Consider the following 24,511-nt stretch of genomic DNA (forward strand, 5'->3'; position numbering starts at 1 on the left):
CGATCAGCCGTGCGCTCGGTTGGAGACAGGGCGCCGGGGACGAAGGTGCGTGACGCCACCGTCCACCTCGAGAGCGGTACCGGTGGTCGAGCCGGCAGCGGGCGAGGCGAGGTAGAGAATGGCGTCGGCGACTTCGTCTGGGGTCACCATTCGCCCCGTCGCCTGCCGTTCGTCCAGTTGCGCCCGCTCAGTGATCGGATCGTCGAAGCCCGCGAGCATGCGCTCGACGAACGGAGTCGCGACGGTGCCGGGGCTCACGCAGTTCACGCGGATACCTTCCGCGACGTGATCGGTCGCCATGGCGTAGGTCAAGGCGAGGATGGCCCCCTTCGAAGCGGCGTAGAGAGCACGACGCGGAAGTCCGTTGAGAGCGGCAATGGAGCAGACATTGACGATTGAAGCGTGGCCGGACCGCCTGAGGTAGGGAAGCGATGCCGCGACGACCCTGGCCGTGCCGGTGACGTTCACGTCCAGTACTCGAGCCCAATCGTCGTCGTCGTTCTCCTCGACCGTTCCCACGGCGGAGATGCCCGCCGAGTTGACGACGATGTCGATGCCGCCCAGCTCATCAGCGAGAGACTCGACCGCTGTCGTGACGCTCGACCGATCCCGCACGTTTGCGGCATGACCGACAACCGTTTCTGGGAGCCCGAGGACCTGGAGGTCGAGGACACCGACTCTCGCACCCTCGGCTTGGAGCGCCGAGACGACCGAGGCTCCGATCCCGGAAGAGCCTCCGGTGACGATCGCGCTGAGCCCGACGAACCGGCCGCTCACGCCGCACTCACCGTCTGCCGCGACGTGCCGAGACCGTCGATCTCAAGCTCGACGACGTCTCCAGCGCGCAAATACACGTCGTCTGCCTGCCCGAGGGCGACGCCCGCCGGCGTTCCGGTGTTGATGAGGTCCCCGGGATGCAACACCATGAACTGCGACAGGTACCAGATCACGTACTCGACCGAGAAGATCATGTCTGCTGTGCTCCCGTTCTGCCGTTGCTGTCCGTTGACGGACAGGCGGAGTCCCAGATGCTGCGGATCGGGGATCTCGTCGCGCGTGACCAGGTATGGGCCGAGCGGGTTGAACGTCTCGCAGCTCTTGCCCTTGTCCCACTGCCCGCCTCGTTCCAGCTGGAACTCCCGCTCCGAGACGTCGTGAGACACCGTGTAGCCGGCGACGGTCGCGAGAGCATCCGCGGGGCTGTCGAGATATCGAGCGGTCCGGCCGATGACGACGCCGAGCTCGACCTCCCAGTCTGTCTTGCGTGAGCGTCGGGGGATCAGGATGGTGTCGTAAGGGCCGACCACCGTGGACGGATCCTTCATGAAGACCACCGGCTCCGTCGGGATCGCCGCCCCGGTCTCTTCGGCATGGTCTCGATAGTTGAGACCGACGCAGACCACCTTGCCCGGTCGGGCGATGGGCGCCGCCATCGATGTTCCGAGTCCGGAAGCGACGGTGCGGAGGTCCCCAGCGATCATCGCTGCACGCGCGAGGTCGATTCCTCCGCGTTCGTGGAACCCCCGGTCGATGTCTGTGGTGATGGGGGACAGGTCGTAGGTCTCGTCCTGCTCGAAGAGCACGGGCAGAGGGCCAGTGGGGGTGTTCAGTCGTCCGAGTTTCATGAGTCCAGTCCGTGAATGTCGTAGAAGTGGGCGGCGGTGTCGGAGAAGACGGAAGTGAGTGAGGTTCCGCCTCGATCGCCGGCGGCGGAAGCGACGAGATCAAAGGCCTTGCGGTGGTCTTCGACGAGTTCGACGAGAGGCCAGTCGCTTCCGTACATCACCCGGTCCGTGCCGAACAGATCGAGCGCTGTGTCGACGAACGGACGCGCCGGATGACCTGCGCCAGGGGAGAGAGAGTCCGCGGGGCCGAGCAGACCAGACGCCTTGGCGAACACCGTCGGTCGTGTCGCCGCGTCAGCGAGCGCCGACCTCCAGGCCAGGCGAGCCCTGGCGTCACCGGCCAGCGGAGGTTTGCCCAGATGGTCGATCACGATGCGCAGACCTGGATGGCGATCTGCGAGCGCTGGAACCTCGCAGAGCGCGGCGTGGTCCGCCGTGACGAAGTCCAGTGTCAGCCCGGCGTTCGCCAGCAGGTTCAGAGACTCGGTCTGCGCAGCACCAGCCAGCCATCCAGGAGCGCGTTCGTGGATGAGGTTTCGGACGCCCACGATGAGCGGATCGTTCGCGTACTCCTCGGCGAGCTCGGCCACGAGGTGGGGCTGGTCCAATGGGACCCAAGCGACGATTCCGACCACGCGAGGATCGAGCTCGGCCTGTGCCCGCATGACAGCGGTGTCGGCCGCGTTGTCTGCTGCCTGCACGAGAATGATGCGAGTCGTGGGCCGGATGCTGGGGAACTCATCGAGCAGAACCGTGCGATCGAGGGGGTGGACGGCGTCGGTGAGCCAGGAATAGCTCGCGCAGGAGAGATCCCAGACATGAACGTGAGCGTCGATGATCATGAGGTCACCCCGAGGTGTCGCCATGCTTCCGGGGAAATCGTCGAGTCGTAGTAGGTGACGGTGCCCTCAACCTGCTCGGCTGTGCGCATTCCAACCACGACCGAGGCGACGTTGGGCTGGAGGAGCGGGAACTGGACAGCGGCTTGTGGCAACGTCACGCCCACCTCGGAGCACGCGGCGGACAGAGCCCGCGCACGGCGGAGGATCTCTGATGGAGCCTGTTGGTAGTCGTAGGTGGCGTCTGCCGGTACTTGTGGCTGGCTGAGGAGTCCTGAGTTGTAGACGCCGGCGGCGACGATGGCGACGCCGCGCTCGGCCGCCGCGGCTAGCAGTTCATCCTCCGCGGAGCGATCGAGCAGGGTGTAGCGACCAGCGACCATGACGACATCGACGTCGCGTTCGCGGACCAATCTCGCGAGCATCGGGGCCTGATTCATCCCTGCCCCGACCGCCCCGACCACGCCCTGGTCGCGCAGCTCGATCAAGGCGTCCAGCCCAGTGGTCGATGCGCTGTCCCAGTGGTCGTCCGGGTCGTGCAGATAGACGATGTCCAGTCGGTCCATATGCAGTCGCGAAAGGCTGCTCTCGATCGATCGGAGCACCCCGTCGCGGCTGAAGTCCCACTCCCGACGATGGGTTGCGGGCACAGCGAAGCCGTCCTCGAGGTCGAGGTCACCTGCTGCGGCGCGTTCCGGTGTTGGAACGAGGCGGCGTCCGACCTTGGTGGAGATGACGAACTGGTCTCGTGGGCGACTGCGGAGGTACTCGCCGAGTCGTTGTTCGGAGAGGCCGAGTCCGTAGTGCGGGGCGGTGTCGAAGTAGCGGATCCCGCTCTTCCAGGCGGTGTCGACAGCTTCCTTCGCCTCTTCGTCGGTCGTCGGACGGAACAGGTTGCCGAGCTGGGCGGCACCGAAACCAATCTCAGTGACCTTCAGTCCGCGGAGTTGTCTCGTACGCATGGGTTCTTCTCGCAGTAGGTAGGGAAACGCATATGGGGCGGGGAGCGCTGAGGGGCCGGCTCGTCAGTCGGCGGGCAATGAAGATCAGTTGAGATGCCAGATTTCGGTGAAGAGCTCCCAGTTGTCAGCTGTGGAGTCATCGCGAAGGGGGCGTTGGCAGGGAGCGGTGTAGGACCACCAATGTTGGGTGATCGGGTCCAGCGCCATGCGACGTTGATCGGCCTCGTAATCGGACCCGACGTACTCGTAGTAGCCGAGGATGTAGTCGTCCAGCGCGAAGATCGTGAAGTTCCGGATGCCGCTTGCGGACAGAGCGGTTTCGATTCGCGGCCAGACGCTGCGATGCAGCTCGATGTACTCGTCACGTTTCGAGCCGACGAGGCGCGCGGCCATCCCGAAACGACGGACCGGCTGCTGTTGCTCGTCGGTCATTCCTTGGTCCCTCCGGCCGTCATCCCTGAGACGAGGAATCGCTGGGAGAACAGGAAGATCACGAGGACGGGCGCGACCGAGAGAATGGTCGCCAACGCGAGCACCGGCAGGCTGATTGTCACCGATGCAGCGCTGGTCGGGTTGAAGAGCGGAACGTTCGACAGTAGCTCGACGAGCCCGACCTGGATCGGCGACTTCCGTCCCGGAGCGGTGACGAACGGGAGGAAGTAGTTGTTCCAGTTCCCGACGAGGTTGAAGAAGCCGACGAGGGCGATCACCGGAGTCGCGAGAGGCATGGCGATCTGGGCGAACACTCGGAACTCGGTCGCACCGTCGATCCGAGCCGCATTGAGCAAATCCTTCGAGACGCTCGTCGTGAAGTAGATGTACGTCAAGTACACGCCGAACGGGAAGAACGAGAACGGCAGGATGACCGCCAGAGGATTGCCGATGAGCTTCAGCGCCGAGAGTTCCAGGAAGACCGGGAGGACCAACGCCGTGTTGGGGATGAGCATCACGATGAGCGTCACGACCAGCAACGTCCGCCGCAGGCGGAACTCGGTGAGCGCCAGCGCATAACCTGCTGGAATCGTCACGATGAGCGTGATCACGAGCGCAACGCCGCTGTACAGCACGGAATTGCCGAGCCAGGTCCAGATGATGCCGTTCTGGAACTCGGCAAGGCTCGCCCAGTTCGCCAGCAGGACGTCGATCGATCCGATGCTGAACGGCGCGTTCTGGACGAGGTCGCTAGCGGACTTGGTCGGGGCAAGGAGGAGCCAGATGATCGGTATCGCGAAGAAGAGGGCGAAGACGGTGAGGACGGCGACGACCGTGACCCGCCCGAGCCATCGGCCAGGAGATACATACTCGCGACCGCCCGAGCGGCTCGCCTTCTGGCTTTCGCGCCCGGCGGAGCGGGCGGATCGGAATTCAGTCGCGTTCAAAGAGTCCTCCTCGGAAGACGAAGATCGCCGACAGCGCCGCCGCCACTGCAAGGAGCAGGAGCGAGATCGCCGCGGAACCGTTGAAGTCGCCCTGTCTGAAGGCGTACAGGTAGGCGAGTTGATTGAGTGAGTAGTCCGGAGGGACGACACCCTTGGATGCTTGGGAGAGGACGCGGGGCTCGACGAACAGTTGGGTGCCAGCGGCCAGCGACATCACCGCGGTGTACGAGATCCATTTCCGAAGAAGTGGGATCTGGATGTACCAGGCGGCCTTGACCGGCCCAGCGCCATCGATTCGTGCAGCTTCCATGACGTCAGCGGAGATGTTGTTGAGTGCGCCGTACATGATCACGATCCACCCGCCGGCACCCGTCCAGAACGCGACGATGGTGAAGATGACCGGCAGGTTGTCGACGGAGACGGTCTGCACGAAATTCTCGAAGCCGAACGCGTTCAGGATGGCCGCCACCGGGCTCACGGAAGGGTCGAGCAGGAACAGCCAGAGCATCACACTCGACGCTCCTGCGAGGGCGCCCGGGATGTAGTAGACGAACCGGAGGCTGTTCGCCAGCCAGCGTCGCCCGATCGAATGGACGAGCAAGGCCAGCAAGACGACGAACACGAGAAGCGTCACCAGGTACACCACAAGGTAGACGGCCACGTGTGCCACCGCGGGGAGGAAGCGATAATCGCCGAAGATCCGGGTGAAGTTCGAGATGCCGGCGAAGGCACCGTCGGTCGTGAAGGCGAGGAAGATCGTGTACAGCGTCGGCACGACGCCGAAGGCGATCAACAGGAGGGCGTAGCCAGACGTGAAGACAGCTCCGATCCGGGCTTGCGAACGGTCTGGCCGGCGAGTGCGGGACACCCGCCGCCGCCCCTCGAGGGGGGAGCGGACGGCGGCGGGTGTCGGTGCTGGGAATGTGATGGGGTGTCCTTTGCTCGCGCAGGGGGACCTGCGGTGAACGGTGGTTACTTGACGGTGTAGCCCTGGACCTGAGCCTGGTTCTCGTACTCGGCTTGCAGTGCCGGGACCAGCTCTTTCAGGGTCTTGCCTTCGGCGAGACCTGGGATCACGACCGAGGAGAACCCGGTTTCCGGGCTGAACGACGGGAAGCCCCAGCCGTCCCAGACGCTGTCCGCGGCACTGGTGATGGCGCCCTGGAAATCACCCGCGAAGTACCCGGAGGCCGCCTGAGCGCCCAGCCAGGCGTCAGCGGTGGAGCCGTAGGCAGGAAGCCCGGTGGCAAGCTCTGCGGCCTTGTCGGAACTGCTCACGAACTCCAGGAAGGACGCGACTCCGTCCAGGTTCTTCGAGTGGCTCGAGCCGTACCAGATCCCGCCACCGACGTTGCCAGTGACCTCGGCCTCACCCTCCCAGTGCAGGGGAGCAGCGGCACCGACGGTGCCCGGCGCAGCGTTCAGGCTGTCGGGATTTTGGAAGAGAGCTCCAGCGAACCATGCCGGTCCGGGCGTCCCGAGCAGCTTGTCGCTGTACTTCGACACGAAGTCAGCCCCGAACACACTGTCCTGGACGAGCGTGCCGTTCGCGAGCATGTGGTCGATGAGGTCCGTCACCTGCTCCGACTTCGGATCCGCGAAGTCGCTGGAGAACGTCTGCCCGTCGACCTGGAAGACCGGAGCTTCGCCACTCCAGTAGTAGGTGAAGGGCCCGGTGAAGGCGTCGCCGACAGACCCGAGGATGTAGCCGGGGTGTTCGGCTGCCACCTTGTCGCTGAGCTCCCGGTAGTCCTCCCAGGTGGTCGGGACCTCATACCCGAACTGGGTCATCAGTGGTTCGTTGTACCAGTACACGACCGGAGCGAGGTCGTTGCGGACGCCATAGACGTTCTCGTCGATCGTCATCGGGTCCAAGGCGCCGGGCGTGAACCCGTCGAGGAAGTCATCGGAGAGCAGCCCCTTGTTCAGCACTGCTGCGAAGGCCTGCACGCCGTTCTGCTCGACGCCCGCCCAGGCGGTGTCGTTGGTCTGCGTGGAGAAGACGACATCGGGCCACCCTTCACCTGATTGGTCGAACAGGGCGATCTTCGTCTTGAACGAATCGCTGCCGCCGGCGCTACCGTCGTACGTCTCGATGGTCATCTTCACGTCGGGGTTCTCCGACTGGAACGCCTTCGCGATCGGCTCGCGGGCAGCGTCGACCAGAACGGTGAGACCCGCGTTGGGGTCCTGCTCTGCGGCGGGGAAACCGTACTTGTCCGTCGTCGCGCTCGGGCCGGCGGTGCAGGCGGTGAGCAGGGCGAGACCGACGGCAGCGGTGGCTGACAGGGACAGGGCGCGTGGAACGCGACGGGGGTGACGACGGTGCTGTGTGGACATCGTGGATCCATTTCGGGTCGGCTTCATTGGCGATGGGGTCCGAGTTCATCTCGGCCTGATAGACAGTTCATCATACATAGTATGTATTGCCAACCCCCAGTTCGAGGTTCCGCCTACAGCCTGCCGCGCTCCGGGGTCGAGGGCTGGACTGAGGTGCCTATACGACGAGGTTGCGGTTCATCACCGCCGGCGTGGGTGGTGCCCTATCGAGCGTGCAGACGTGCTGATGACGTCGTTAGCTGTCGGTGCGCTGGGCCGCGGTTCCATGCACGACGTTGTCGAAGGTGTCGCGGGAGTCGAGGACCTCAGCGATGTGCTGCTCCGCCCATTGGCCGAGAGCGGTCAGCGGTTCGCGCAGTGTCTGGCCGAGTGGCGTCAGGGTGTACTCGACGCGGGGTGGCATCTCGTCGTATGCGGTGCGAGTGAGGATGCCGTCGCGTTCCAGATCCCGAAGGGTGCCCGAGAGGACCTTGCCGCTGATCCCGCCGACCGTCTCGCGGAGCGTCCCGAATCGGAGGGGACCGTTGCTCAATGCGATGACGACCATCGCGGTCCACTTGTTGGCGATCCGGGCGAGCGAGGTGCGCGATGGGCATGTCGGCAGCATCACGTTCCAGACGGGTGCGTCGACAGGCGCATCAGAGTTCATCGCGAATACTCCTTAGTTACGTTGAGGTAACAGGTTACCGCCTGAAACTATGGTGCTACCACTCACCCTCACGAAGGAGACACACCATGATCGACCAGACCCCTGCAGCCGTCGCCGTCACCTACTTCGATGCCCTCGGCCGCGGTGACATTCCGACGGTGATGGCGCAGTTCGACCCCGAGGTGGTGTGGCACCAGCCCGGAGCGAACCAGTTCTCGGGTGATCACCGCGGCGTCGACGGTGTCGGTGCGCTCCTCGGCGGCATGATGGCCACGAGCGAAGGCACCTTCCAGCTTGCTGTGACCGGACCTGCGATGGTGAACGGCGAGCTCGTCGCAGTCCCCGTCCGGTTCACGGGGACCCGTGGCGACGTCGTCATGGACATGCCCGGTGTCGACCTCCTGACCGTCCGTAGCGGGCGCATCGTCGAGGTGAGCCTGTTCTCCGCGGACGGCCCGGCGGAGGACACGTTCTGGGGGCCTGCTGAGAGCTGAGGTTCGGATGCGGGACGGGCGATTGCCCGCCTAGATCTCGCTCGTCACGACGAGCCGGAAGGTCGTCGAGATGGTTGCATTCATGAGAATGCCCGGGAACGTGTACTGATGGTGCGCATGAACACTGGCCGCGTGTATGCGTCGAGGACGTTCTTCCGCCCCGTGTAGCGGGCCCGCCCTGCGGCGCCTTCGGACAGATCAGTCGAGCCAGATGTCCGAAGGCGCCGCTCTTCGAGCGGGGGCAGCGCCGGTGTATCGACGAACACCGGCCGGGTCGCGGCGGGCCTCGTCGGTCAGACCGTCGGTGCTGTGAGCTCGACTACGAGCGGTGCGAGGAACTCGCGGGAGAGATCGGTGAGCTCAGCGCCGGCCCGCTCCGGGGTGCCGGTGTCGAAGGGCGGTTCCGGGGTGTATTCGGCTCCCAGGACGGCGAACTTTGCCAGCTCTTCGCCGGACAGGTAGGAGACGAGGCGGATGCCGAGGTCCATACCCGCGGTGACTCCGGCCGCGGTCAGCCGGTTGCCGTCTTCGACGACGCGTTCGTCGACCTCTATCGCGCCGTAGCCTCCGAGGAGGTGGCGGACGGACCAGTGCGAGGTGGCTCGGCGACCGTCGAGCAGTCCGGCGGCAGCGAGAGCGATGGAGCCGGAGCACACGCTGGTCACGTACTCCGCGGTTCGACCGATGCGCTCGAGGTTCGCCATGGCGCGGGTGTCGCGGAGGAGGATGCCGGTATCGCCGCCCGGGACGAGGATGACGGCGGGTGCATCGGTCACCTGGTCGAGCGTGAGCGCAGGTGAGAGGGTCGGCCCGCTCCCACTCGGCACGGGTTCAAGGGTGGTTCTGGTGGTCACGAACTGCACCGTCGCACCGGTTCCCGCGAGGAAGTGGAACGGGCCCACGACGTCGAGGAGTTCGAAACCCGGGTGCAGGACGATGAGGATTATCTTGTCCGTCGCAAAGCTGACTCCGCGTCGTGCGGCGAGCGTGTGATGGGCGGCGATGGAGCGGTCGACCGCTTGCTGCTTGGCGGGATCATCGCCGATCACCGTGAAAAGGGTGCTGGCGGAAGGGTCGTGCCCCACCGTGTGACCCGGGAGGGCGGTGGTCTTGAGGGGCTGGTCGTCGTCATGCATGCAGATACTCCTGTGCCTGGTTGTCGGTTGTCGGTGTCGTGTCTGTCGGACCGGTTCGATCAGCTGTCGGCGAAGACGAGCTGCATGCGCCCGGTGAGTGGGTTGACGAGGGTCTCGGCTCGGACGCCGAACACCCGGTCGAGCAGATGCGGGGTGAACACTGCATCCGGTGTTCCGGAGGCGACGACACGGCCGTGCTCGAGCACGACGATCTCATCGCAGTAGGAGGCGGCGAGATTCAGTTCGTGCAGTGTGACGAGCGTGGTGACCTGGAGGTCGCGCACCAGTGCGAGCAACTGCAACTGATGACGGATGTCGAGGTGGTTCGTGGGCTCGTCGAGCACGAGGATCTGCGGTTCCTGCGCCAGTGCACGGGCGAGCTGCACGCGCTGCCGTTCGCCGCCGGACAGCGTGCTGACATCACGGTCCGCGAACTCCGCGACGCCCGCGGTCACCATGGCTCGCTCCACGACCTGCCGGTCCTCGGCACTGTCGGTGGCGAGGAGCCGTCCGTGTGGCAGGCGTCCGGTCGCGACGCAGTCGGCCACGGTGAGTTCGAGGTCTGCTGGGCTGTCCTGGACGACTGCGGCGATCACCCACGCTGCCTTGCGGGCCGGCATTGTCCAGACGTCGCGGTCGTCGGCCAGAACCTGTCCCTCTGACGGACGCAGCATCCGATAGACCGTCCGGAGGAGTGTCGACTTCCCGCTGCCGTTCGGCCCGACGAGCCCGACGACGTTCGAACGCGCCCGCAAGGCGACATCCTCGATGATCCGTCGGCCGGCGATGTCCACGCTGACGCCCTGGACTTCCAGTGATCTGCCTTCGGCCGCGTTCATCGCTGGCTCCGACCGGATCGCCGCAGCAGCCACAGGAAGAACGGTGCACCGACGACGGCGGTGAGCAGCCCGACAGGGACCTCGGTGGGCGCGAGGAGCAATCGTGCCCCGATGTCCACGACGACGAGGAGCAGCCCGCCTGCCAAAGCGGACGCGGGGAGCACCCAACGGTGGTCGGAACCGATCACCATGCGGACAGCGTGCGGAACCACGAGGCCGACGAAGCCGATGGATCCGCTCACCGTGACGACGACGCCGACGAGCAGCGAGGTGATGATGAACAGCACGAGTCGCATCCGGCCGACGTCTACGCCGAGGCTGACTGCTGTCTCGTCGCCGGTGAGGAATGCGTTCAAGATGGGCGCGAGGAGGACGACCAGGATGGTCGCGATGATCAGGACGAGAGCCGGGACGCCCAGGTCGCTCCAGGTGGCCGCGGCGAGGCTGCCAGCGAGCCAGGACAGGACTTGTCCGACGCCTTGGTTGGCCCCGCTGGATCGGAGGACGAGATAACTCGTGATCGAACTGAGGAGATATGACATCGCCACGCCGGCGAGCACCAGACGGTTCGGCGTCACCCGCCCACTCTGCTGCGCGAGAGCGAAGACGAGAACCGTGGTGATCAAGGCCCCGACGAAGGCCGCGACGGGAGTCGACACGGCGGCGAACAGTCCGCTTGTGAGCGTCAACGCGGCGACCGCGGCCACGGAGGCGCCTGAGGAGACACCGAAGACGAACGGGTCCGCCAACGGATTGCGCACGACGGCCTGGAGCACGGCGCCGGCGACCGCAAGCGCCGCACCGACGACGAACCCGAGCAATGCTCGGGGAAGGCGGAACTCCCACACGATCTGGTCGTCGAGCCCGGCGACCGGGCCACCGCCCCAGGGGAGCAGGCGCGCTCCGATCACTTCGACGACGCGCCCCGGTGCGATGCCCACGCTCCCCACGGCGACAGAAAGCACCACCGCGACGATGCAGGCGACGAGGAGGATGGCGATCACCGGTTGCGGGTGCCGCCGGGCTAGGGTGTGTGTCCGTGCTGGTGCGGGAGCTGCTGTCACGAGGAGGGAACCGGAAGATCCAGATCGGGGTGGAGGGCGTTGGCGATCTTCGTCAGGCCCACCATGACCGAGATCGACGAGTCGGTCTCCTGCGTCGGCACCTCACTGATCCGACCGTTCTTCACCGCGGGGAGGTCGGGGAAGTTCCCCTCGAGGAACGCCTTCTGCGTCGCGAAGTCCTGGCCCGGGAACGTGCCGACGAGGATGACGTCGGCGTCCGAGGCGGCGAACTCCTCTTTACTGACGTAGACGGAGTCAGAGGAGAAGACGTTCTTGCCGCCGGCCGTGCTGATCAGGTCATCGTAGATACCGCCCGCCAGGACGATCACGGGGCCGGATCCGCCGTTGAAGTACGCGGTCTTCACCGTCGGCTTGCCCCGGACGGCCTTGACGACCTCCTCCTTCTCGGCATCGAGCCGAGCGATAACTTCATTGGCCTTCGCCGAGACGTTGAAGATCGTGCCGTAGTCGCGGAGCGTCTTGGACACGGAGTCGATGTTCCAGATCTTCGTGCTCTGTGAATCGGTCGCCCCACAGAGGTTGGCGCCGTAGACGGTCGCCCCGGCCTGCTCGAGCTGCTCGACCGACGCGTATCCCTGTGAAGCGTCGAACGCGAACCCTTCCAGCACCTGCCCGGTGACGAAGTCCGGCTTCTCGCTCAACAGAACCTCTTTCGGCGGGAACCCCATCATGCTCCCGATGGTCTGCAACCCATCCGCCGCCTTCGCGACCGAGTCCGGGTAGGGGGCGTAGTCCGCCTGGACCGCGACGATCTTGTCCCGGAGTCCGAGCGCAAGGAGTGCTTCGGTATTGGACTGCCACAGGCTCACCACACGGTCCGGCGCAGAGTCGACGGTGATGGTCCGGCCGCAGTTCTCCAACGACACCGGATACCCGGTCGCGGCAGTGGCGCTTGTGGGCGCAGTCGAACCCGGTGCGCCGCTCCCGGCGCAAGCGGTGGCAACCATGAGAAAGACCGAGGCAGCCCCTGTCGAGGAGACGATTCGTCGGGCAGGGGGTCGCATGGGGCTCCTTCACTAGCGCGGATACGCAGTTCTACGTCATGTAGAAGAATAGCTCGTTTCGCGAGAAGACGAGCCGCACGTTGGTCCGACGGGCTCCTGTGAGCGAGCTATTGCGCTGGACCAGGCGCTCGCCGATGGCAGGATCGATAACCGCGTGGCGGCTCATGCTGGTTCTCTTTCGATCGGAACGGGGGTCGGAGTGGATAGCCGCGCCGAGCCTGAAACCATGGACCGCGCTTAGGCCTCGAGGTCGGTGATGATGTCCTTCACAGTCTCGATGTACGACGTGACGTCGTCGTCGGTCATCGCCAGCGACAGCGAGAACTCACCGCGAGCGACGGGGAAGAAGCCCCGATTCGCGAGTTCGAGCGAGAAGGTCTGTGTCTTCTCGGCGTCGACGTTGCGCCAGTGATCCCGTTGGGTCTCCACGGTCATTCCCGCCTCGACGCAGTACGCGTAGGCGAGTGATGAGTAGCCGCTCCCAAAGATCGTGAACGGACTCCGCCGCGCCGCGGTCCACTCACCGACCTCGGACAGGATGCGCCCGGCCATCGTGTTGAGCCGGTCGTACGCCGCTTCGTCGAGTGCGGTCATACACGCGATGCCGGCGATCAGGGCGAGCCGGTGCCCGTGGTGAGTCCCGGAAATCGGCACCCTGCCATCGGCGAGCAGGCCCATGACGTCTGCGCGGCCGCCGATCGCGCCAAGCGGTAGCCCGCCCCCGATGATCTTTCCCATCACGGTGATGTCCGCATCGATGCCGTATGTGTTTTGCATGCCGTGGAACGAGGCCCGCAGGGTCATCGTCTCGTCGATGACGAGCAGGATGCCGAGTTCAGCGGTGACCCGACGCAGCATCTGGACGAACCCCTTTCGCAGCACGACGTGGCCGCCCGCGCCGCTTTCGAGTTCGACGATCACACAGGCGAGGTCGTCGGCGTGCTCGCGGAGGATGCGTTCTGTGCCTGCTTCGTCGTTCTGCGTGAGCATCACCACGTGCTCGACGACCGCGTCAGGGATGCCCTCACTGTCGGCGACCGGACGGGGCTTGCTGTCTGACCCGTATTCCTCGCCACCGTGCGGGTGGGCGGACACACTGACCGGGTCGGTGAAGCCGTGGTAGCCCCCCTCGAACTTCGCGATCAGGGTTCTTCCCGTGAACGCGCGTGCAACGCGAATCGCACTCATCACGGACTCTGACGCCGAACACGAGAACTGCACCATGTCGATCGAGGCGACGCGGTCGATGAGAATCCGCGCCAGTGCCGCCTCCTCCGCGACCGGGTTGCCGAACGACGTACCCGAAGGAATGGCCGCGATGAGCGCCTCGCTGATCGCCTGGTTGCCGTGACCGAGGATGTTGACCGTGAAGTTGTTGTTCAGGTCCAGGAGTCGGTGTCCGTCGACCGTGTCGATGTACGCACCGTCACCGCCCTCGACGAACACGGCGTGGGGGCCGAAGTTGAAAGACGTGCGGCTGTAGCCGCCGGGGATCACCTCCCGACCCTCCGTGGTGAGCTGGGCAGATGTGGCGAACCTCTCGCTGAAGCGACGAGTGGCGGATTCGAGCGTGAGCATTGTGGTCTCCTTGGTCGGTCTCGGTGAAAGGTTCGTGGGTAGCAGGGTCAGGGAGTGGTGCGACGGCGGGCAGGGAAGGTGAGTCCGTGACCGAACGCGAAGAGCGGGTCAGCGGTGTCGAAGGGCACGTCGGAACGAGATGCCACGACCGCCTCCATGCTGGAAGGGATGTCGAAGGGAAGTCGACCCCTGGGAGCGTCAAGTCCGGTGAGGACGTCGAGGAGCGCGGAGGGATCGGCGCCGAAGTTCGCGATGACGGCAGCTGCCGACTCGACGATCGGACCGAGAATCGCAGGCCGGTCAAGGAAGACGTCGACGATGGTCGGCACTTCGGTTGCAACTCGATCGATGTGATCGATCAGGTCCGCGGAGAATTCGAGGGATCCGGCATGGAAGTAGTTTTCGAACGATGTCGAGCGCTTCTCGAACGGGGCGTGAATGCGCAGGATAGCGACGTCTGCTGCGGAGGGGTCATCGACCACGGTCCCGTACTGGGACGCTACAGCCGCGTTGATTCCTTCCACGTACAGCCGGAGTCCGGGCGCCAGGGGAAGGATCCCGTCGCCGGCCGACTCGCGGTTGGTGAGCAGTGTCAACGATGCGCGTTGTGCCCGGAGGCCTGCTTCCCGGAACTCGGGTGCTCCGACGATGCGGGCTGCGCGAGTCTCGTCCACGTACGGGTTGTCGAATAGTCCGAGGGTGAACTTCTCGCGCAGCAGTCGGCGGGCCGATTCGTCGAGTCGTTCCTCGGTAATCTCGCCCTGTTCGACCAGGTACACGAGCCCGTCGGGAGCGGCTTCGCCGCCAAGCTGGTCGACGCCGGCATCGATGGCCTTCCGCATCCGCTCGCGCGGTGTCAGATGCTCGACACCCCACGCCCGAGCAGGGAACGGCTCGCCGTCGACGACGGCATCGGTGAGCAGTCCCCAGTCGGTGCAGACGATGCCATCGAACCCGAGCTGCTCGCGCAGGAGCGTTGTGATGACCGACTTGTTGAAGCCGAAGCCGACTTCCTCGAACTCGGTCCCCACCGGCATGCCGTAGTACGGCATCATCTGCGTGGTTCCCGCTGCGATTGCGGCGATGAACGGCTTGAGATGGTGATCGAACATGCCCCCGGGGTAGACCTGCTCACGGCCGTAAGCGAAGTGGGGATCCTCACCGTCCTTCTGCGGCCCGCCGCCGGGGAAGTGCTTGGTCATCGTGGCAACGGAGGTGGGCCCGAGCTCCGCTCCCTGGAACCCGCGGATGTACGCGGTCACGAGCCTGCTGGTCAGCTCGGCATCTTCACCGAACGTGTCCAGTTGCCGTGCCCATCTCGGTTCCGTCGCCAGGTCGACCTGCGGATGCAAGGCGACGCGGATGCCGACGGCCGTGTACTCCTGGCGGGCGGTGTCGGCGAATTGCTCAACGAGGTCCTCGTCCTGCGTCGCGGCCAGACCGAGTGCCTCCGGCCAGACCGAGAACGATCCAGCGAGGAGGCCCGCCAGGGGGTTGTCGCTGTACGAGTTCCGCGGGTCGGTGGAAATGGTCACCGGGATGCCCAACCGGGTTCCTGCCGCCAATCGTTGGATGTTGTTGTTCCAGGTCGCCATCGCCTCCGGGGTGCCGCCCGTGAGGAGGTTGAAGTGGTTCATGTGGCGACCGACCACGTACTCGCTGTTGGAAGGGAGATCGAACTCCCTGTCGCCCGTCGAGAGCTCCCCGTCAGGACCCATCGTGATCATCGTGTGGAAGAACAGTCCAGCCTTCTCCTCGAGCGTCATCTGTCTCAGGAGGATCTCGACGCGCTCCGAGACGCTCCGGCCGGTGTCGAAGTAGCTCTTGTCGACTTCGGTCCCCTCTTGGCTGGTAGGTTCCTGCATCACTTGGTTCCTTTCACGCGGTAGACGACGAGTGCGCCAGCGAGTGCCGCTGCGGCACCCACCAGGTAGAACAGCGAGTACCCGCCGATCGCGGTGGAGGCGCCCAGTGCGATGACCGCCGGGGCAATGGCCGGCGCAATGGACTGCGGCAGTGCGTTGGCGATGTTGATCACGCCGAGATCCTTTGCCGTGTCCTCGACATCGGGCAGCACCTGGGTGGCCAACGCGAGGGAGACTGACAGGAACGAGCCGATGCCGAATCCGATCAGGCCCTGCCCCAGGATGACGATGCTCACATCGGGTGCGAAGGCGAGAACCACGAGCCCCCCGACCATGATGAGGCCGGCGGCGAGGACGAACGGTTTCCGGCGGTTGAACCGGTCCGACAGGTAGCCCGCGAGCGGACCAGAGATCGCCTGCGCTCCGACTGCGGCGAGGTTGGCGATGAGGATGACCGTGATCGCTTCGTTCTCGGTCTGGCCGAACTTGTCGGTCAGGTAGAGCGGTAGGAATGTCGCGACGCCGGCGTATCCGAACATCACGAGGAAGGTGGTAAGCCATGTCCAGCCGAAGTCTGGGTTCTTGCGTGGGTTGAACGCGAAGGAGCCGATGAACTCCTTGAAGCCGTACCGCTCGGCGGGACGAACGAGACGCACGCTGTCCTGCAGCAGTAGGGCGAAGAGGATCGTGAAGAGCAGTCCGACCGCGCCGGGCACGGCGAAGCGAGTGAGATCGGAATCGAGGAAGTTGACCGCGAACGTTCCACCGAGAATCCCGAGCGATGTCGTGATGCCGATGATCCCGGATGCGAGCCCGCGCCGCCAGACAGGGACCTTGTCAGCGATGGTGGCATTGAGTGCGGAAAGCGCACCGTTGAGGGACGCCTGAACAAGGCACCATCCGGCAAGCACCACCCACACGTTGGGCGCGAGACCGATTACGACGAGAGCACCGAACCCGATTGCGGTTCCACCAATCAACCATGGACGGCGCATCCCGAACCGGGACATGGTGCGATCTGAAAGCCGCCCAACCAGCGGGTTGAAGATGATCGCGAACAGGCTCCCGACGCCCATCACCAGACTGAGCGCGCCGAGAGACTCCTCGCGACTCGACGTGATGTGCTCCAGCTTGAACGCCAGCGAGACGAACACCGGCGTAAGAACAGCCAGGTAGATGCCGAAGTTCGCCAGACCCAGCGTGGGTAAGTAGGCGGCGGATGTCGGGCCGACGGGTGTGGATCGGGTAGGGGATGGAGTGGACTTCTCTGTCACGACGGGCTCCTCAGGATGGCCAGATGAAAGTTCTGGCTCTCAATGTAACTGAATCTCGTTGCTTATGTAACTCAAAATAGCCCCGAGTGTAACTTTTGGGTTTCGACCTCATGACAAACTGGTGCATGTGAGTAGTACGCAGGTGTCCCGAGCCGATGCTGCTTGGCGAACACGACAGAGCATCGTGCGCGAATCACGCCGCGCCTTCGCGGAGGACGATCTGCTGGCAGTGACGGTTCAGGACATCGCAGACCGGGTCGGAATCTCGCGTCCCGGTCTCCTGAAGCACTTCGCGTCGAAAGAGGCGCTGCTCGACGCCGTCGCACAGGAATTCGATGACGAGACCGGTCAAGTCATGGGCTCCAGCCCACTCACGGTTGAGGTGGCGGCCCGGCTATCACGCAGCGTGGACGGATACGCCGCTCTGTCAGCGATCCTCCTCTCGCGTGCCATGACCGGGGGTAGCGATCAGGCCGCCTCGCATTCCCATCACCGACGACTGCTGACGGATGAGTCCAAGCCCATATCTGACGGGGTGCGCACTCGGGTGGCAGTGTGGGAGGGGCTGCTCGTCATCAGCCGGTATCTCCCGGAGCTGAATCCTCCCGGGCTGTTTGCACGTGACACAGCGAGCGGGGATGGAGGCGGTTCTGTACCCGCCCTTCGCCCGCGGCCCCTGGCGATCGACACCGTCTTGACTGAACGCAGCGGATACGAGCCGGGGCATAGGCGCCGGGCGCGGATCGTGGCCGATGCCACGACAGTGTTCGCCGAAAACGGATTCGGGGCCACCACCATGAGAGAGATCTCCGAGCGGGTGAACGTCGCGCCCTCCACCTTGCGACACCACTTCCCCAGCAAGACCGACCTGTTCGCCGAAGTCATGCGACAACGCGACAACGACATGGTCACGAGGCGAGCGGGTGCGGTACTCGATCCGACGGAGGAACTACTCGCCGTCGGGGTGGAGGCCGCGCGAGATGCAGGAGCGGAAAGCGGGCTGATCGGTCTCTATGCCGTCTTGTCCACAGAGGCCGTGTCGCTCGAACATCCCGTCCATGGGTACTTCCGGGAACGATTTGTCCGTACGATCGCTTACTTCGAGAACCTCTTTGCTCGCGCGGCCTCGGACCAGAGTCTGAACCTGGATGCACGGTTCGAAGCGACACGGCTGATCGCACTGTGGGACGGCCTGCAGTACCAGTCGATACTTGAAACCGGGTTCGATAGCGCGTCCGACTTGCCCCGGATTCTCAACGCCCACGTCGCGGAGGTACTCCAGCACCAGTGAACCCCGTGCGCCTCCACCAGAACCCAGCCGATTGAACGCGTGGATGGCGGGCCATGACGCTCAAGAGAGATGACGCCGATCGTTCAACTGCCCCCACCTGCGCTTGCCGCCGCGCACGACTCCCGCTGTAAGCCCATTGCTGCACTTGCTCGACAGCCGTAGGCCACTCTCGATGTATGCGAGATGCTCGAGGGACCGCACCGGTGCAATGAACTGCAAGTTCAGGGCACCCCCGACACCCACGTTGTTGGGGGTGAACAAAGCTAGGACCGCGGCTCCGAGTAGAATGCCTGCGCCGACGATTAGGGCGGTCCTGTTCCCGTCTACGAGCACCTATGCGCCTGTGCCACCGCTAACCGACGTGATGCTGTCGGCGACGCCGGCGAGGATTGCGAGGCCGAAGGCCATACCGATCTATTGGGCGGTGTTCAGTAGCGCTGACGCCATGCCAGCTCGATCAGGTGCGACTCCGTAGACGGCAGCCTGCATGAGCGAGGTCGTTCCCAGCCCGACGCCGAGCGCTACGAGAAGTATCGCGGAAGCCTTCAGCGTCCAGGAGCCGCCTGCGACGGCAATCGTCGAGAACCCGAACACGCCGATCGCGCAAGACTGCATCGAGGGCGGCGACGTAGCGGGGGCGCTCCTCAGCAGTAGCTTCGGCGCTATACCTGCGCCCACGACGATGCCGATAGCGAAAGGCAACCATGACAGCCTGGTCCGGAGAGGACTGAATCCTGCAAGCCGTTGCATATCCAGGGTGATGATGCAGAGGTGGGGCCGGTCGCTGTAAACGTGAGACCTCTCAGCCCTGCGGCGAGTGCGCGCCGCAAACGAACGTTTCTGCCTCGTCACGCAAGGGGTGCTCGGGAACGCTTCCGAAGGCGGTAGGTCGGAACTCGGTTGTGGCGGACACATTTGGGGCCGACAGTGCACTTGACGTAACGGGCCTGTCGTGTGCGCTAATGGGCTGAGCCAAGTAGGCGAGTTAGAGCGACCTCAGGGATGGGAATGAACATCTTCGATACATTCGTCGTCCCGAGGGGCGCGGATGGAGAGCGGGGCGCTGATCTTATGGAGAAGACCGGATCCGCGCTGCGCGAGCTCGCGACGGCGGCACTGGATGTTCGCGATGCGGCGCACGTGCTGGAGATCGGATTCGGGCCAGGAATGGGTTTGGAGGCGCTGCTCGCTCTCGTGCCCAGAGGACAGGTCACCGGTCTCGATCCTTCGCTGCTGATGCACCGTCGCGCGCGATCCAGGAATGATGACGCTGTTCGCAACGGGCGTCTCGAACTGGTTGTCGGTGAGGCGAACCAGATGCCCTTCGCCACGGGACGTTTCAATGCTGTCCTGGCCATAGACAACGTCCACTTTTGGGCGGATCGACCTGCTGCGCTCCAACAGATCCGACGCGTCATCGACGGCGCTCCTGCCTCGCTAGTGCTGGCCCTCAGCCCGCAATCGGGCGGTTCGGCTCGAGCAGTGACTCGCGACCTCGCCCGAGCCTCGTTCGAGGTCGACTACCAGAACGAGTCCCTCAACGGTTTCCTCATCCGTGCCACAGCGACGTAGCCCTTGGCACTGGGCGCCACCCTCCCAGACGAGGCGTGTCAGGAGAAACACAACATGGCGCCGACCCGGAGGTCGGCGCCACCGCTTGCACTGGGCGCTAGACCTCCAAGTCGCGGAGCCGTTGCTCGACGGAACGGGTTGTATCGCGACGTAGATTCTGCGCGGGCCGTAACTCGTCGATCCGCTCACCGCGCATCGACCATCATGCGTGGTGTGACCCGACGACGGGTTCGACGCCGACGGCTTCGAAGGAGACCGACAGTGACAACCAGAACCAAACCGGCGATTCCCATACCTGAACGGACGGGAAGTAACTGGCCGCCGGTTCCTTTTCCGTGGGCACTGATTCGGCTGTCGTGTGACTGCTCCCAGCGGCTTGTGCTGCATACGGGTGACCCCAGCGGATTGCGCAAGTATCAGCGCTCTCGGCGCCTGAGTTACTCACAGGTGACGGTCGGATCAGCGGACCGATTTTCGGTCCTGAACCAGCCGTGGAAGGAGCCGCACGAACACGACCATGCCGACCAACTCGACGAGCGTCTGCGTGACGATCACCACCGGCGCGAGCGCCAGCGACGCGGGTAGCGCGAGCGCGAGTGGGAGGACGACGAGGCTGTTGCGGGTGGCACCGCTGAACACCATGGCACGGGTTGCCGGGACGTCGAGGCGGAACAGGCGCCCGGCACCCGTGCCGACGAACGCCATGACGATGAGGAACGCCGCATAGAGCGGCACGAGCACGAGTAACTGCAGGGCCGCGGTGCTCACCGCCCCTGCTTGCGAGGCCACGACGGTGAACAGCGTGGCTACCATCAGTGGCACCATGAGCGTCAGCATGGTGCGTTCGATCCCACGTCCGATCCGGTGCCGCTTGGCAAGCCGCTGCGTCACGGCGGCCGCGGTCAGCGGCAGCACGATGAGCAGCAGGAACGCGCGCACGAACGGGCCGAGCTCGACGGCCGCGACACCGCTGGGACCGATGAACAGCAGCAGGTAGAGCGGCAGCAAGAGGATCTGCGCGAGCATCAGCAGCGGAGCCGCCGCGAGCAGGCGCTCCGCGGCTCCTCCGGCGAGGCCGGCGAACACGATCACGTAGTCGATGCACGGCGTCAGCAGCACCAACAGCACCCCGAACAGCAGCGCCGGTTGATCCGCGACGAACCGCGACAGCCCGTAGGCGACCACCGGGACGATGACGAAGTTCACCACCCCGACCGCGGCGAGGAACCGGACGTCGCGGAGCGAGCGGCCGATCGCGGCGAACGGCACCCCGAGGAACGTCGCGAACAGCAGTAGCGCGAGGACCGGCTCGATCGCCACTTCCAGATGATGCGCGCCAGGCGGCAGCAGTCCGAGGACGCCGCCAGCAGCGATCGCCGCGAGGTAGAGGACGATCTGGTGACGTTCCAGCCACGGCACGATCGCCGTCACGAGCTGGGACCGAGCGTTGAGGGGCACGAGGCTCAACCGTAAACGTTCGAGCCACTGGAAGGTCAAGCCCGGTTCCCGGCCGTAGGATCGGCGCATGCGCATCTCAGAGGTCAGCAAACGCACCGGCGTCGCACCGACCGCACTGCGCTACTACGAGAGCATCGGCCTCATCACCCCCGGCCGCACCCGCAACGGTTACCGGGACTATGACCCCGCCGTGCTCGGGCGGCTCGATCTGATCGAAGCGAGCAAAGAACTCGGTCTGCCACTCGCTGACATCGGTCGGCATCTCCGGTCGCTGGAGGACGACTCCTGCACCGACGTTCGCGACCAGCTCCGCCCACTCCTTGCGGAACGGGTGCGCCAGATCGACGAGAAACGCGCCCGCCTCGACGAGCTGCGCACCCGCCTCGACCAGGCGGATGTGGGGCTGGCGAACTGTCCAGATCGAGCCGAACACTGCTCGACCGAATGCGTGTTTCACCCGTTAGAACGCATGGCCCCGGGCGATACTTCCGGCAGGTTCTCGACGCCTGATTGACCTGAGTCACGAGTGGTTGACCGAGTGTCGAATCCTGAGGAGTGTCGATCTTGCCCATCGCACAGAGCGGATCGCTCTAGAGCTCCAGACCCCCGCTGGACCTGGGCTGGCGCGGTGGATGAGCGTCGCGGTGGGTATCGCCTGAGCGCGGTCTGAGGACGCTTCTTGAGAGCTTCTGAGCTAGCTCGGCAAGCCGATTCCTTGAATCCAGTGGCAGCGCGTCTTCGGAATGCTCGGGCACGCCCGATTCCCGTGCCGCTTTGCGACTGGCGCGTAGCTTCTGAAGGTATTCCGAAGCCGGGTCCTCATCCGGAGTCCAATCGGCCAGACGAGGCGGCTCTCGCCAGCTCGAAGCGGCAATCGAGGGTGCGGTTTCTGGGGCCGCTAGCACAGTGCCCAAAGCTGATTCGCGAACGTCATCCAAGGGTAGGTACAAGTCCGGACGCCAGAGCGGCCCACCGGTCTGCGAGAGAACCTGGTCGATGCTCTCCAATTGTTCCTCGATCCCGGCATCTCGACCATTCCATTTTCCTGCCAGGACGTAGAACGTGTCGAGCCAGGAATCGGGGTCGGGGTCGACGTCGAAGTAGGACGCCCCGGTGAACCGGAGAAGCAGATCCAGCTGTGCCTTGACGATTCTGCGTTGAATATCCTCCTCAGCCTGACGTGGGTCGCTGTGGGCGTCCAGATAGAACGGACGGAGATCTCCCAGTCGCGTTCCATAGCGATAGGCCCTCACCCACCCATGCTGATCCTGGCTCAAGTCCGATGAGGGGCTCGTCTGTTCTACGCTCATCCTGCGAGTCCCTCGCTCGAGTCGGTCAGGCTGACTCGACGCCGCACGACACCACGAACGACGAATGGTGAGGCGCCGAGGAGCATCGTCGCGGCAGCGCCGGCGGCGAGAGTGGCACCGTCAAAGCCGGTGCTCGCGAGCTTCTGTCCGGGGCGGTCGATGAAGAGCGTCTGCTCACCATCCTGCCCACAGACACCTTCGCTGAGGAGCACCTGCTTCGTGTCATCGGCATACGTGCGCTCGATCCAGTTGACGCCGGCGCCCATGTCGCGGGTGGCAGTGAATGTCGGACCGGGCACATCCGTGCGGCCGCTGACCAGGATCGGCGCCGACTCCGGCAGATATTCGGTTGTGGCATCGCAGGCGGGCTGGCCGTCGGTGATGCGGTAGGCGGTGAAGGTCTGTACGGCGGTGTCGGGGTAGAGGGCGACGTCTTCGTGGTGGGCGGTGTCGCCGTACTGCTCGCCCTCCATCACCGACGGCACGGCCTTCGTTGTGACACGGGGGATGACCGTGGTCTCGTCGGGCAGCCCGAACGCGTCGTGCCACGGTCCCTGCAGGACGGACTTGGTCGTGTCGGATTGCTTGTCGAGGTCGAGTGACCAGACTGCGGTGATTGGGCCGTCGGCTTCGTCAGGTCGGGGGAAGCTGGCCTCCATGACGTCGCCGACCTCGTCACAGGTGGCGGTGGCCGTGCCGAGCGCGGGGCGGCCTTCTGGGACGTTGGGGAGGCTGTCTTCGCCGGGGAGCTTGGCGTAGATTGCGATGTCCCAGGTGACTTCGACGCCTTCGCCGTCTCGGTTGCGCCGCCAGGTGGAGCTGGTGCTGTCGGGGGAGAGGTCGCAGGTTGCGTGGTCGATGATGGTGCCGCCGACGGGGACGAGGGTCTGCTGCATCTCGCTTGTCACGATCGGTTGGAAGGTCGTCGAGGTGGTGGTGCTGGCTTCGGAGGTAAACGGGACGGGGGAGCGGTTGTCACTACCGCGAGCGAGACGCTGCTGGCCCGGCGTCTCGTACATCCATGCCTCGGAGGCGTAGTCGCCGGGCGTGCTCCAGGAGCCGTCGGCGCGGATGTCGTAGTCCGCGATGCCGTCGGCGGGGTCGCCGGTGATGTCGATGCGAGATCTGTTGCCCACGGCCACCGATGCCGCACCGGTGCTGGTCTCGTGCGCGCCGGTGAGGGTGAGTGTGCCGGTCGCCGCGGCGGGGTCGACGGTCACATCGATGTAGCCGGTGGTGCTGTCGGTCATGGAGATGGTTGTGGTCGCCGTGTTCGAGCCGGCCGCGGCAGCCCAGTTCTCACTGACCCATGCCCAGATGCTGTTGAACGCTGCGGTCACGGCGGCATCGTGACCGTCGGCCTTCTGGCTGATGTAGTGGATAGCGCCGTCATAGCCGGGGTGGTTCTGCGAGGTGAAGGCGTAGACGAACGCGGCGACGGCTGCTGCGGTGTCGTTGTCGGTGGTCTGCCCGAACTGGGACAGGCCGGCGTTGAGCATTGCGAGTTCCGTGCCGCCGACGTCGCGCGTCCCGGCTGTTGCGCCGATGCCGCCGACGAGCGTTCCGCCGCCGGTGGCACCAGCTGGCCAGTCGGCTTGGACATCAAGGCAGTACGCGAGGGAACCGTCCGGGGTGACGTAGTTCACGAGCTGGCCCCAGCCGTATGCGGTAGTGGCTCGAGGGGACGGAGTGGCACTGGCCGCAGTGGCTGACGTGTCCTCCGCGGCGGGAACCGAAGCGCTCGCCGAAAGGGCAGGCAAGCTCAAAGTGGTGGCAAGCAGAATCGACGCGCCGGCCGCGCTCAGGATGCT

Annotated in this window: 22 protein-coding genes; 4 read left to right on the plus strand and 18 right to left on the minus strand. The window is 65.0% G+C overall.

All coding sequences use genetic code 11. The features are described 5' to 3' along the window. Window positions 1-3 precede the first annotated feature (3 nt). The 9 genes from HOW07_RS14010 to HOW07_RS14050 form a co-directional block, all read right to left on the minus strand. Entirely contained in the window at window positions 4-777 is a 774-nt protein-coding gene (locus tag HOW07_RS14010) for an SDR family oxidoreductase (RefSeq protein WP_175117512.1), read from the minus strand. Beyond that, window positions 774-1,625, minus strand: a complete 852-nt coding sequence (locus HOW07_RS14015; RefSeq protein WP_175117513.1) for a fumarylacetoacetate hydrolase family protein — start codon at window positions 1,623-1,625, stop codon at window positions 774-776. The genes HOW07_RS14010 and HOW07_RS14015 overlap by 4 nt, the downstream gene beginning before the upstream one ends. After that, window positions 1,622-2,467: an amidohydrolase gene (locus HOW07_RS14020; RefSeq protein ID WP_175117514.1), complete on the minus strand. Its 846-nt coding sequence runs from the start codon at window positions 2,465-2,467 to the stop codon at window positions 1,622-1,624. The genes HOW07_RS14015 and HOW07_RS14020 overlap by 4 nt, the downstream gene beginning before the upstream one ends. Further along, complete coding sequence (locus HOW07_RS14025) at window positions 2,464-3,426, minus strand: aldo/keto reductase (protein ID WP_175117515.1); 963 nt, start codon at window positions 3,424-3,426, stop codon at window positions 2,464-2,466. Before HOW07_RS14025 ends, HOW07_RS14020 begins: the two co-directional genes overlap by 4 nt. An 84-nt stretch (window positions 3,427-3,510) precedes the next feature. Then, the gene (locus HOW07_RS14030) at window positions 3,511-3,858 is read right to left on the minus strand and encodes an L-rhamnose mutarotase (RefSeq protein ID WP_175117516.1); all 348 of its coding nucleotides are present in this window, start codon (window positions 3,856-3,858) and stop codon (window positions 3,511-3,513) included. Continuing rightward, window positions 3,855-4,805: a carbohydrate ABC transporter permease gene (locus HOW07_RS14035; RefSeq protein ID WP_175117517.1), complete on the minus strand. Its 951-nt coding sequence runs from the start codon at window positions 4,803-4,805 to the stop codon at window positions 3,855-3,857. The genes HOW07_RS14030 and HOW07_RS14035 overlap by 4 nt, the downstream gene beginning before the upstream one ends. Continuing rightward, the gene (locus tag HOW07_RS14040; RefSeq protein ID WP_199862352.1) at window positions 4,792-5,598 is read right to left on the minus strand and encodes a carbohydrate ABC transporter permease; all 807 of its coding nucleotides are present in this window, start codon (window positions 5,596-5,598) and stop codon (window positions 4,792-4,794) included. The genes HOW07_RS14035 and HOW07_RS14040 overlap by 14 nt, the downstream gene beginning before the upstream one ends. A gap of 179 nt (window positions 5,599-5,777) precedes the next feature. After that, complete coding sequence (locus HOW07_RS14045) at window positions 5,778-7,145, minus strand: ABC transporter substrate-binding protein (RefSeq protein ID WP_175117519.1); 1,368 nt, start codon at window positions 7,143-7,145, stop codon at window positions 5,778-5,780. Between the two features lie 235 nt (window positions 7,146-7,380). Beyond that, a complete protein-coding gene (locus HOW07_RS14050; RefSeq protein ID WP_175117520.1) occupies window positions 7,381-7,794 on the minus strand; it encodes a helix-turn-helix domain-containing protein in 414 nt (137 codons plus the stop codon). A gap of 86 nt (window positions 7,795-7,880) precedes the next feature. On the opposite strand from HOW07_RS14050, the gene HOW07_RS14055 reads away from it, so the two are divergent. Next, a complete protein-coding gene (locus HOW07_RS14055; protein WP_175117521.1) occupies window positions 7,881-8,288 on the plus strand; it encodes a nuclear transport factor 2 family protein in 408 nt (135 codons plus the stop codon). Window positions 8,289-8,581: 293 nt separating this feature from the next. On the opposite strand, the gene HOW07_RS14060 is transcribed toward HOW07_RS14055, so the two are convergent. From HOW07_RS14060 to HOW07_RS14090, 7 genes are all read right to left on the minus strand, one after another. Then, window positions 8,582-9,424 carry a DJ-1/PfpI family protein gene (locus tag HOW07_RS14060; RefSeq protein ID WP_175117522.1) on the minus strand — a complete coding sequence of 281 codons (843 nt, stop codon included), beginning with the start codon at window positions 9,422-9,424 and terminating at the stop codon, window positions 8,582-8,584. A 59-nt stretch (window positions 9,425-9,483) separates the two neighbouring features. Continuing rightward, window positions 9,484-10,263 (minus strand): ABC transporter ATP-binding protein, encoded by a 780-nt coding sequence (locus HOW07_RS14065; RefSeq protein WP_175117523.1) that lies wholly within the window; start codon window positions 10,261-10,263, stop codon window positions 9,484-9,486. Beyond that, window positions 10,260-11,267 (minus strand): iron ABC transporter permease, encoded by a 1,008-nt coding sequence (locus HOW07_RS14070; RefSeq protein ID WP_217485314.1) that lies wholly within the window; start codon window positions 11,265-11,267, stop codon window positions 10,260-10,262. Before HOW07_RS14070 ends, HOW07_RS14065 begins: the two co-directional genes overlap by 4 nt. Window positions 11,268-11,323: 56 nt before the next feature. Continuing rightward, on the minus strand, window positions 11,324-12,157 hold the full coding sequence (locus tag HOW07_RS14075) for an ABC transporter substrate-binding protein (protein ID WP_175117525.1): 834 nt from the start codon (window positions 12,155-12,157) through the stop codon (window positions 11,324-11,326). A 432-nt stretch (window positions 12,158-12,589) separates the two neighbouring features. Continuing rightward, a complete protein-coding gene (locus HOW07_RS14080; RefSeq protein ID WP_175117526.1) occupies window positions 12,590-13,930 on the minus strand; it encodes an aspartate aminotransferase family protein in 1,341 nt (446 codons plus the stop codon). Window positions 13,931-13,977: 47 nt separating this feature from the next. Next, window positions 13,978-15,795 (minus strand): glycoside hydrolase family 3 protein, encoded by a 1,818-nt coding sequence (locus HOW07_RS14085; RefSeq protein WP_175117527.1) that lies wholly within the window; start codon window positions 15,793-15,795, stop codon window positions 13,978-13,980. Continuing rightward, window positions 15,795-17,069, minus strand: coding sequence for an MFS transporter (locus HOW07_RS14090; RefSeq protein ID WP_175117528.1), 1,275 nt, complete (start codon window positions 17,067-17,069; stop codon window positions 15,795-15,797). Before HOW07_RS14090 ends, HOW07_RS14085 begins: the two co-directional genes overlap by 1 nt. Window positions 17,070-17,253: 184 nt before the next feature. Here HOW07_RS14090 and HOW07_RS19515 point away from each other — a divergent pair, with 184 nt between their 5' ends. Both HOW07_RS19515 and HOW07_RS14100 read left to right on the plus strand, forming a co-directional pair. After that, window positions 17,254-18,360: a TetR family transcriptional regulator gene (locus HOW07_RS19515; protein WP_175117529.1), complete on the plus strand. Its 1,107-nt coding sequence runs from the start codon at window positions 17,254-17,256 to the stop codon at window positions 18,358-18,360. Window positions 18,361-19,368: 1,008 nt separating this feature from the next. Then, window positions 19,369-19,932, plus strand: a complete 564-nt coding sequence (locus tag HOW07_RS14100) for a class I SAM-dependent methyltransferase (RefSeq protein ID WP_175117530.1) — start codon at window positions 19,369-19,371, stop codon at window positions 19,930-19,932. A gap of 459 nt (window positions 19,933-20,391) precedes the next feature. On the opposite strand, the gene HOW07_RS14105 is transcribed toward HOW07_RS14100, so the two are convergent. Then, window positions 20,392-21,390 (minus strand): arsenic resistance protein, encoded by a 999-nt coding sequence (locus tag HOW07_RS14105; protein WP_371743687.1) that lies wholly within the window; start codon window positions 21,388-21,390, stop codon window positions 20,392-20,394. Window positions 21,391-21,457: 67 nt separating this feature from the next. On the opposite strand from HOW07_RS14105, the gene HOW07_RS14110 reads away from it, so the two are divergent. Beyond that, window positions 21,458-21,904, plus strand: a complete 447-nt coding sequence (locus HOW07_RS14110; protein ID WP_175117532.1) for a MerR family transcriptional regulator — start codon at window positions 21,458-21,460, stop codon at window positions 21,902-21,904. 792 nt (window positions 21,905-22,696) lie between these two features. On the opposite strand, the gene HOW07_RS14115 is transcribed toward HOW07_RS14110, so the two are convergent. Continuing rightward, window positions 22,697-24,346 carry a hypothetical protein gene (locus HOW07_RS14115; RefSeq protein WP_175117533.1) on the minus strand — a complete coding sequence of 550 codons (1,650 nt, stop codon included), beginning with the start codon at window positions 24,344-24,346 and terminating at the stop codon, window positions 22,697-22,699. Window positions 24,347-24,511 lie beyond the last annotated feature (165 nt).

Source organism: Plantibacter sp. MCCC 1A11337 (assembly GCF_013349365.1).
GTDB lineage: Bacteria > Actinomycetota > Actinomycetes > Actinomycetales > Microbacteriaceae > Plantibacter > Plantibacter flavus_A.

Excerpts from the sequence above, each read along its gene's own strand:
- HOW07_RS14015 (WP_175117513.1), bottom strand. The coding sequence starts at position 1,625 with ATGAAACTCGGACGACTGAACACCCCCACTGGCCCTCTGCCCGTGCTC.
- HOW07_RS14020 (WP_175117514.1), bottom strand. The coding sequence starts at position 2,467 with ATGATCATCGACGCTCACGTTCATGTCTGGGATCTCTCCTGCGCGAGC.
- HOW07_RS14025 (WP_175117515.1), bottom strand. The coding sequence starts at position 3,426 with ATGCGTACGAGACAACTCCGCGGACTGAAGGTCACTGAGATTGGTTTC.
- HOW07_RS14030 (WP_175117516.1), bottom strand. The coding sequence starts at position 3,858 with ATGACCGACGAGCAACAGCAGCCGGTCCGTCGTTTCGGGATGGCCGCG.
- HOW07_RS14045 (WP_175117519.1), bottom strand. The coding sequence starts at position 7,145 with ATGTCCACACAGCACCGTCGTCACCCCCGTCGCGTTCCACGCGCCCTG.
- HOW07_RS14050 (WP_175117520.1), bottom strand. The coding sequence starts at position 7,794 with ATGAACTCTGATGCGCCTGTCGACGCACCCGTCTGGAACGTGATGCTG.
- HOW07_RS14055 (WP_175117521.1), top strand. The coding sequence starts at position 7,881 with ATGATCGACCAGACCCCTGCAGCCGTCGCCGTCACCTACTTCGATGCC.
- HOW07_RS14060 (WP_175117522.1), bottom strand. The coding sequence starts at position 9,424 with ATGCATGACGACGACCAGCCCCTCAAGACCACCGCCCTCCCGGGTCAC.
- HOW07_RS14065 (WP_175117523.1), bottom strand. The coding sequence starts at position 10,263 with ATGAACGCGGCCGAAGGCAGATCACTGGAAGTCCAGGGCGTCAGCGTG.
- HOW07_RS14080 (WP_175117526.1), bottom strand. The coding sequence starts at position 13,930 with ATGCTCACGCTCGAATCCGCCACTCGTCGCTTCAGCGAGAGGTTCGCC.
- HOW07_RS14085 (WP_175117527.1), bottom strand. The coding sequence starts at position 15,795 with ATGCAGGAACCTACCAGCCAAGAGGGGACCGAAGTCGACAAGAGCTAC.
- HOW07_RS14100 (WP_175117530.1), top strand. The coding sequence starts at position 19,369 with ATGAACATCTTCGATACATTCGTCGTCCCGAGGGGCGCGGATGGAGAG.
- HOW07_RS14110 (WP_175117532.1), top strand. The coding sequence starts at position 21,458 with ATGCGCATCTCAGAGGTCAGCAAACGCACCGGCGTCGCACCGACCGCA.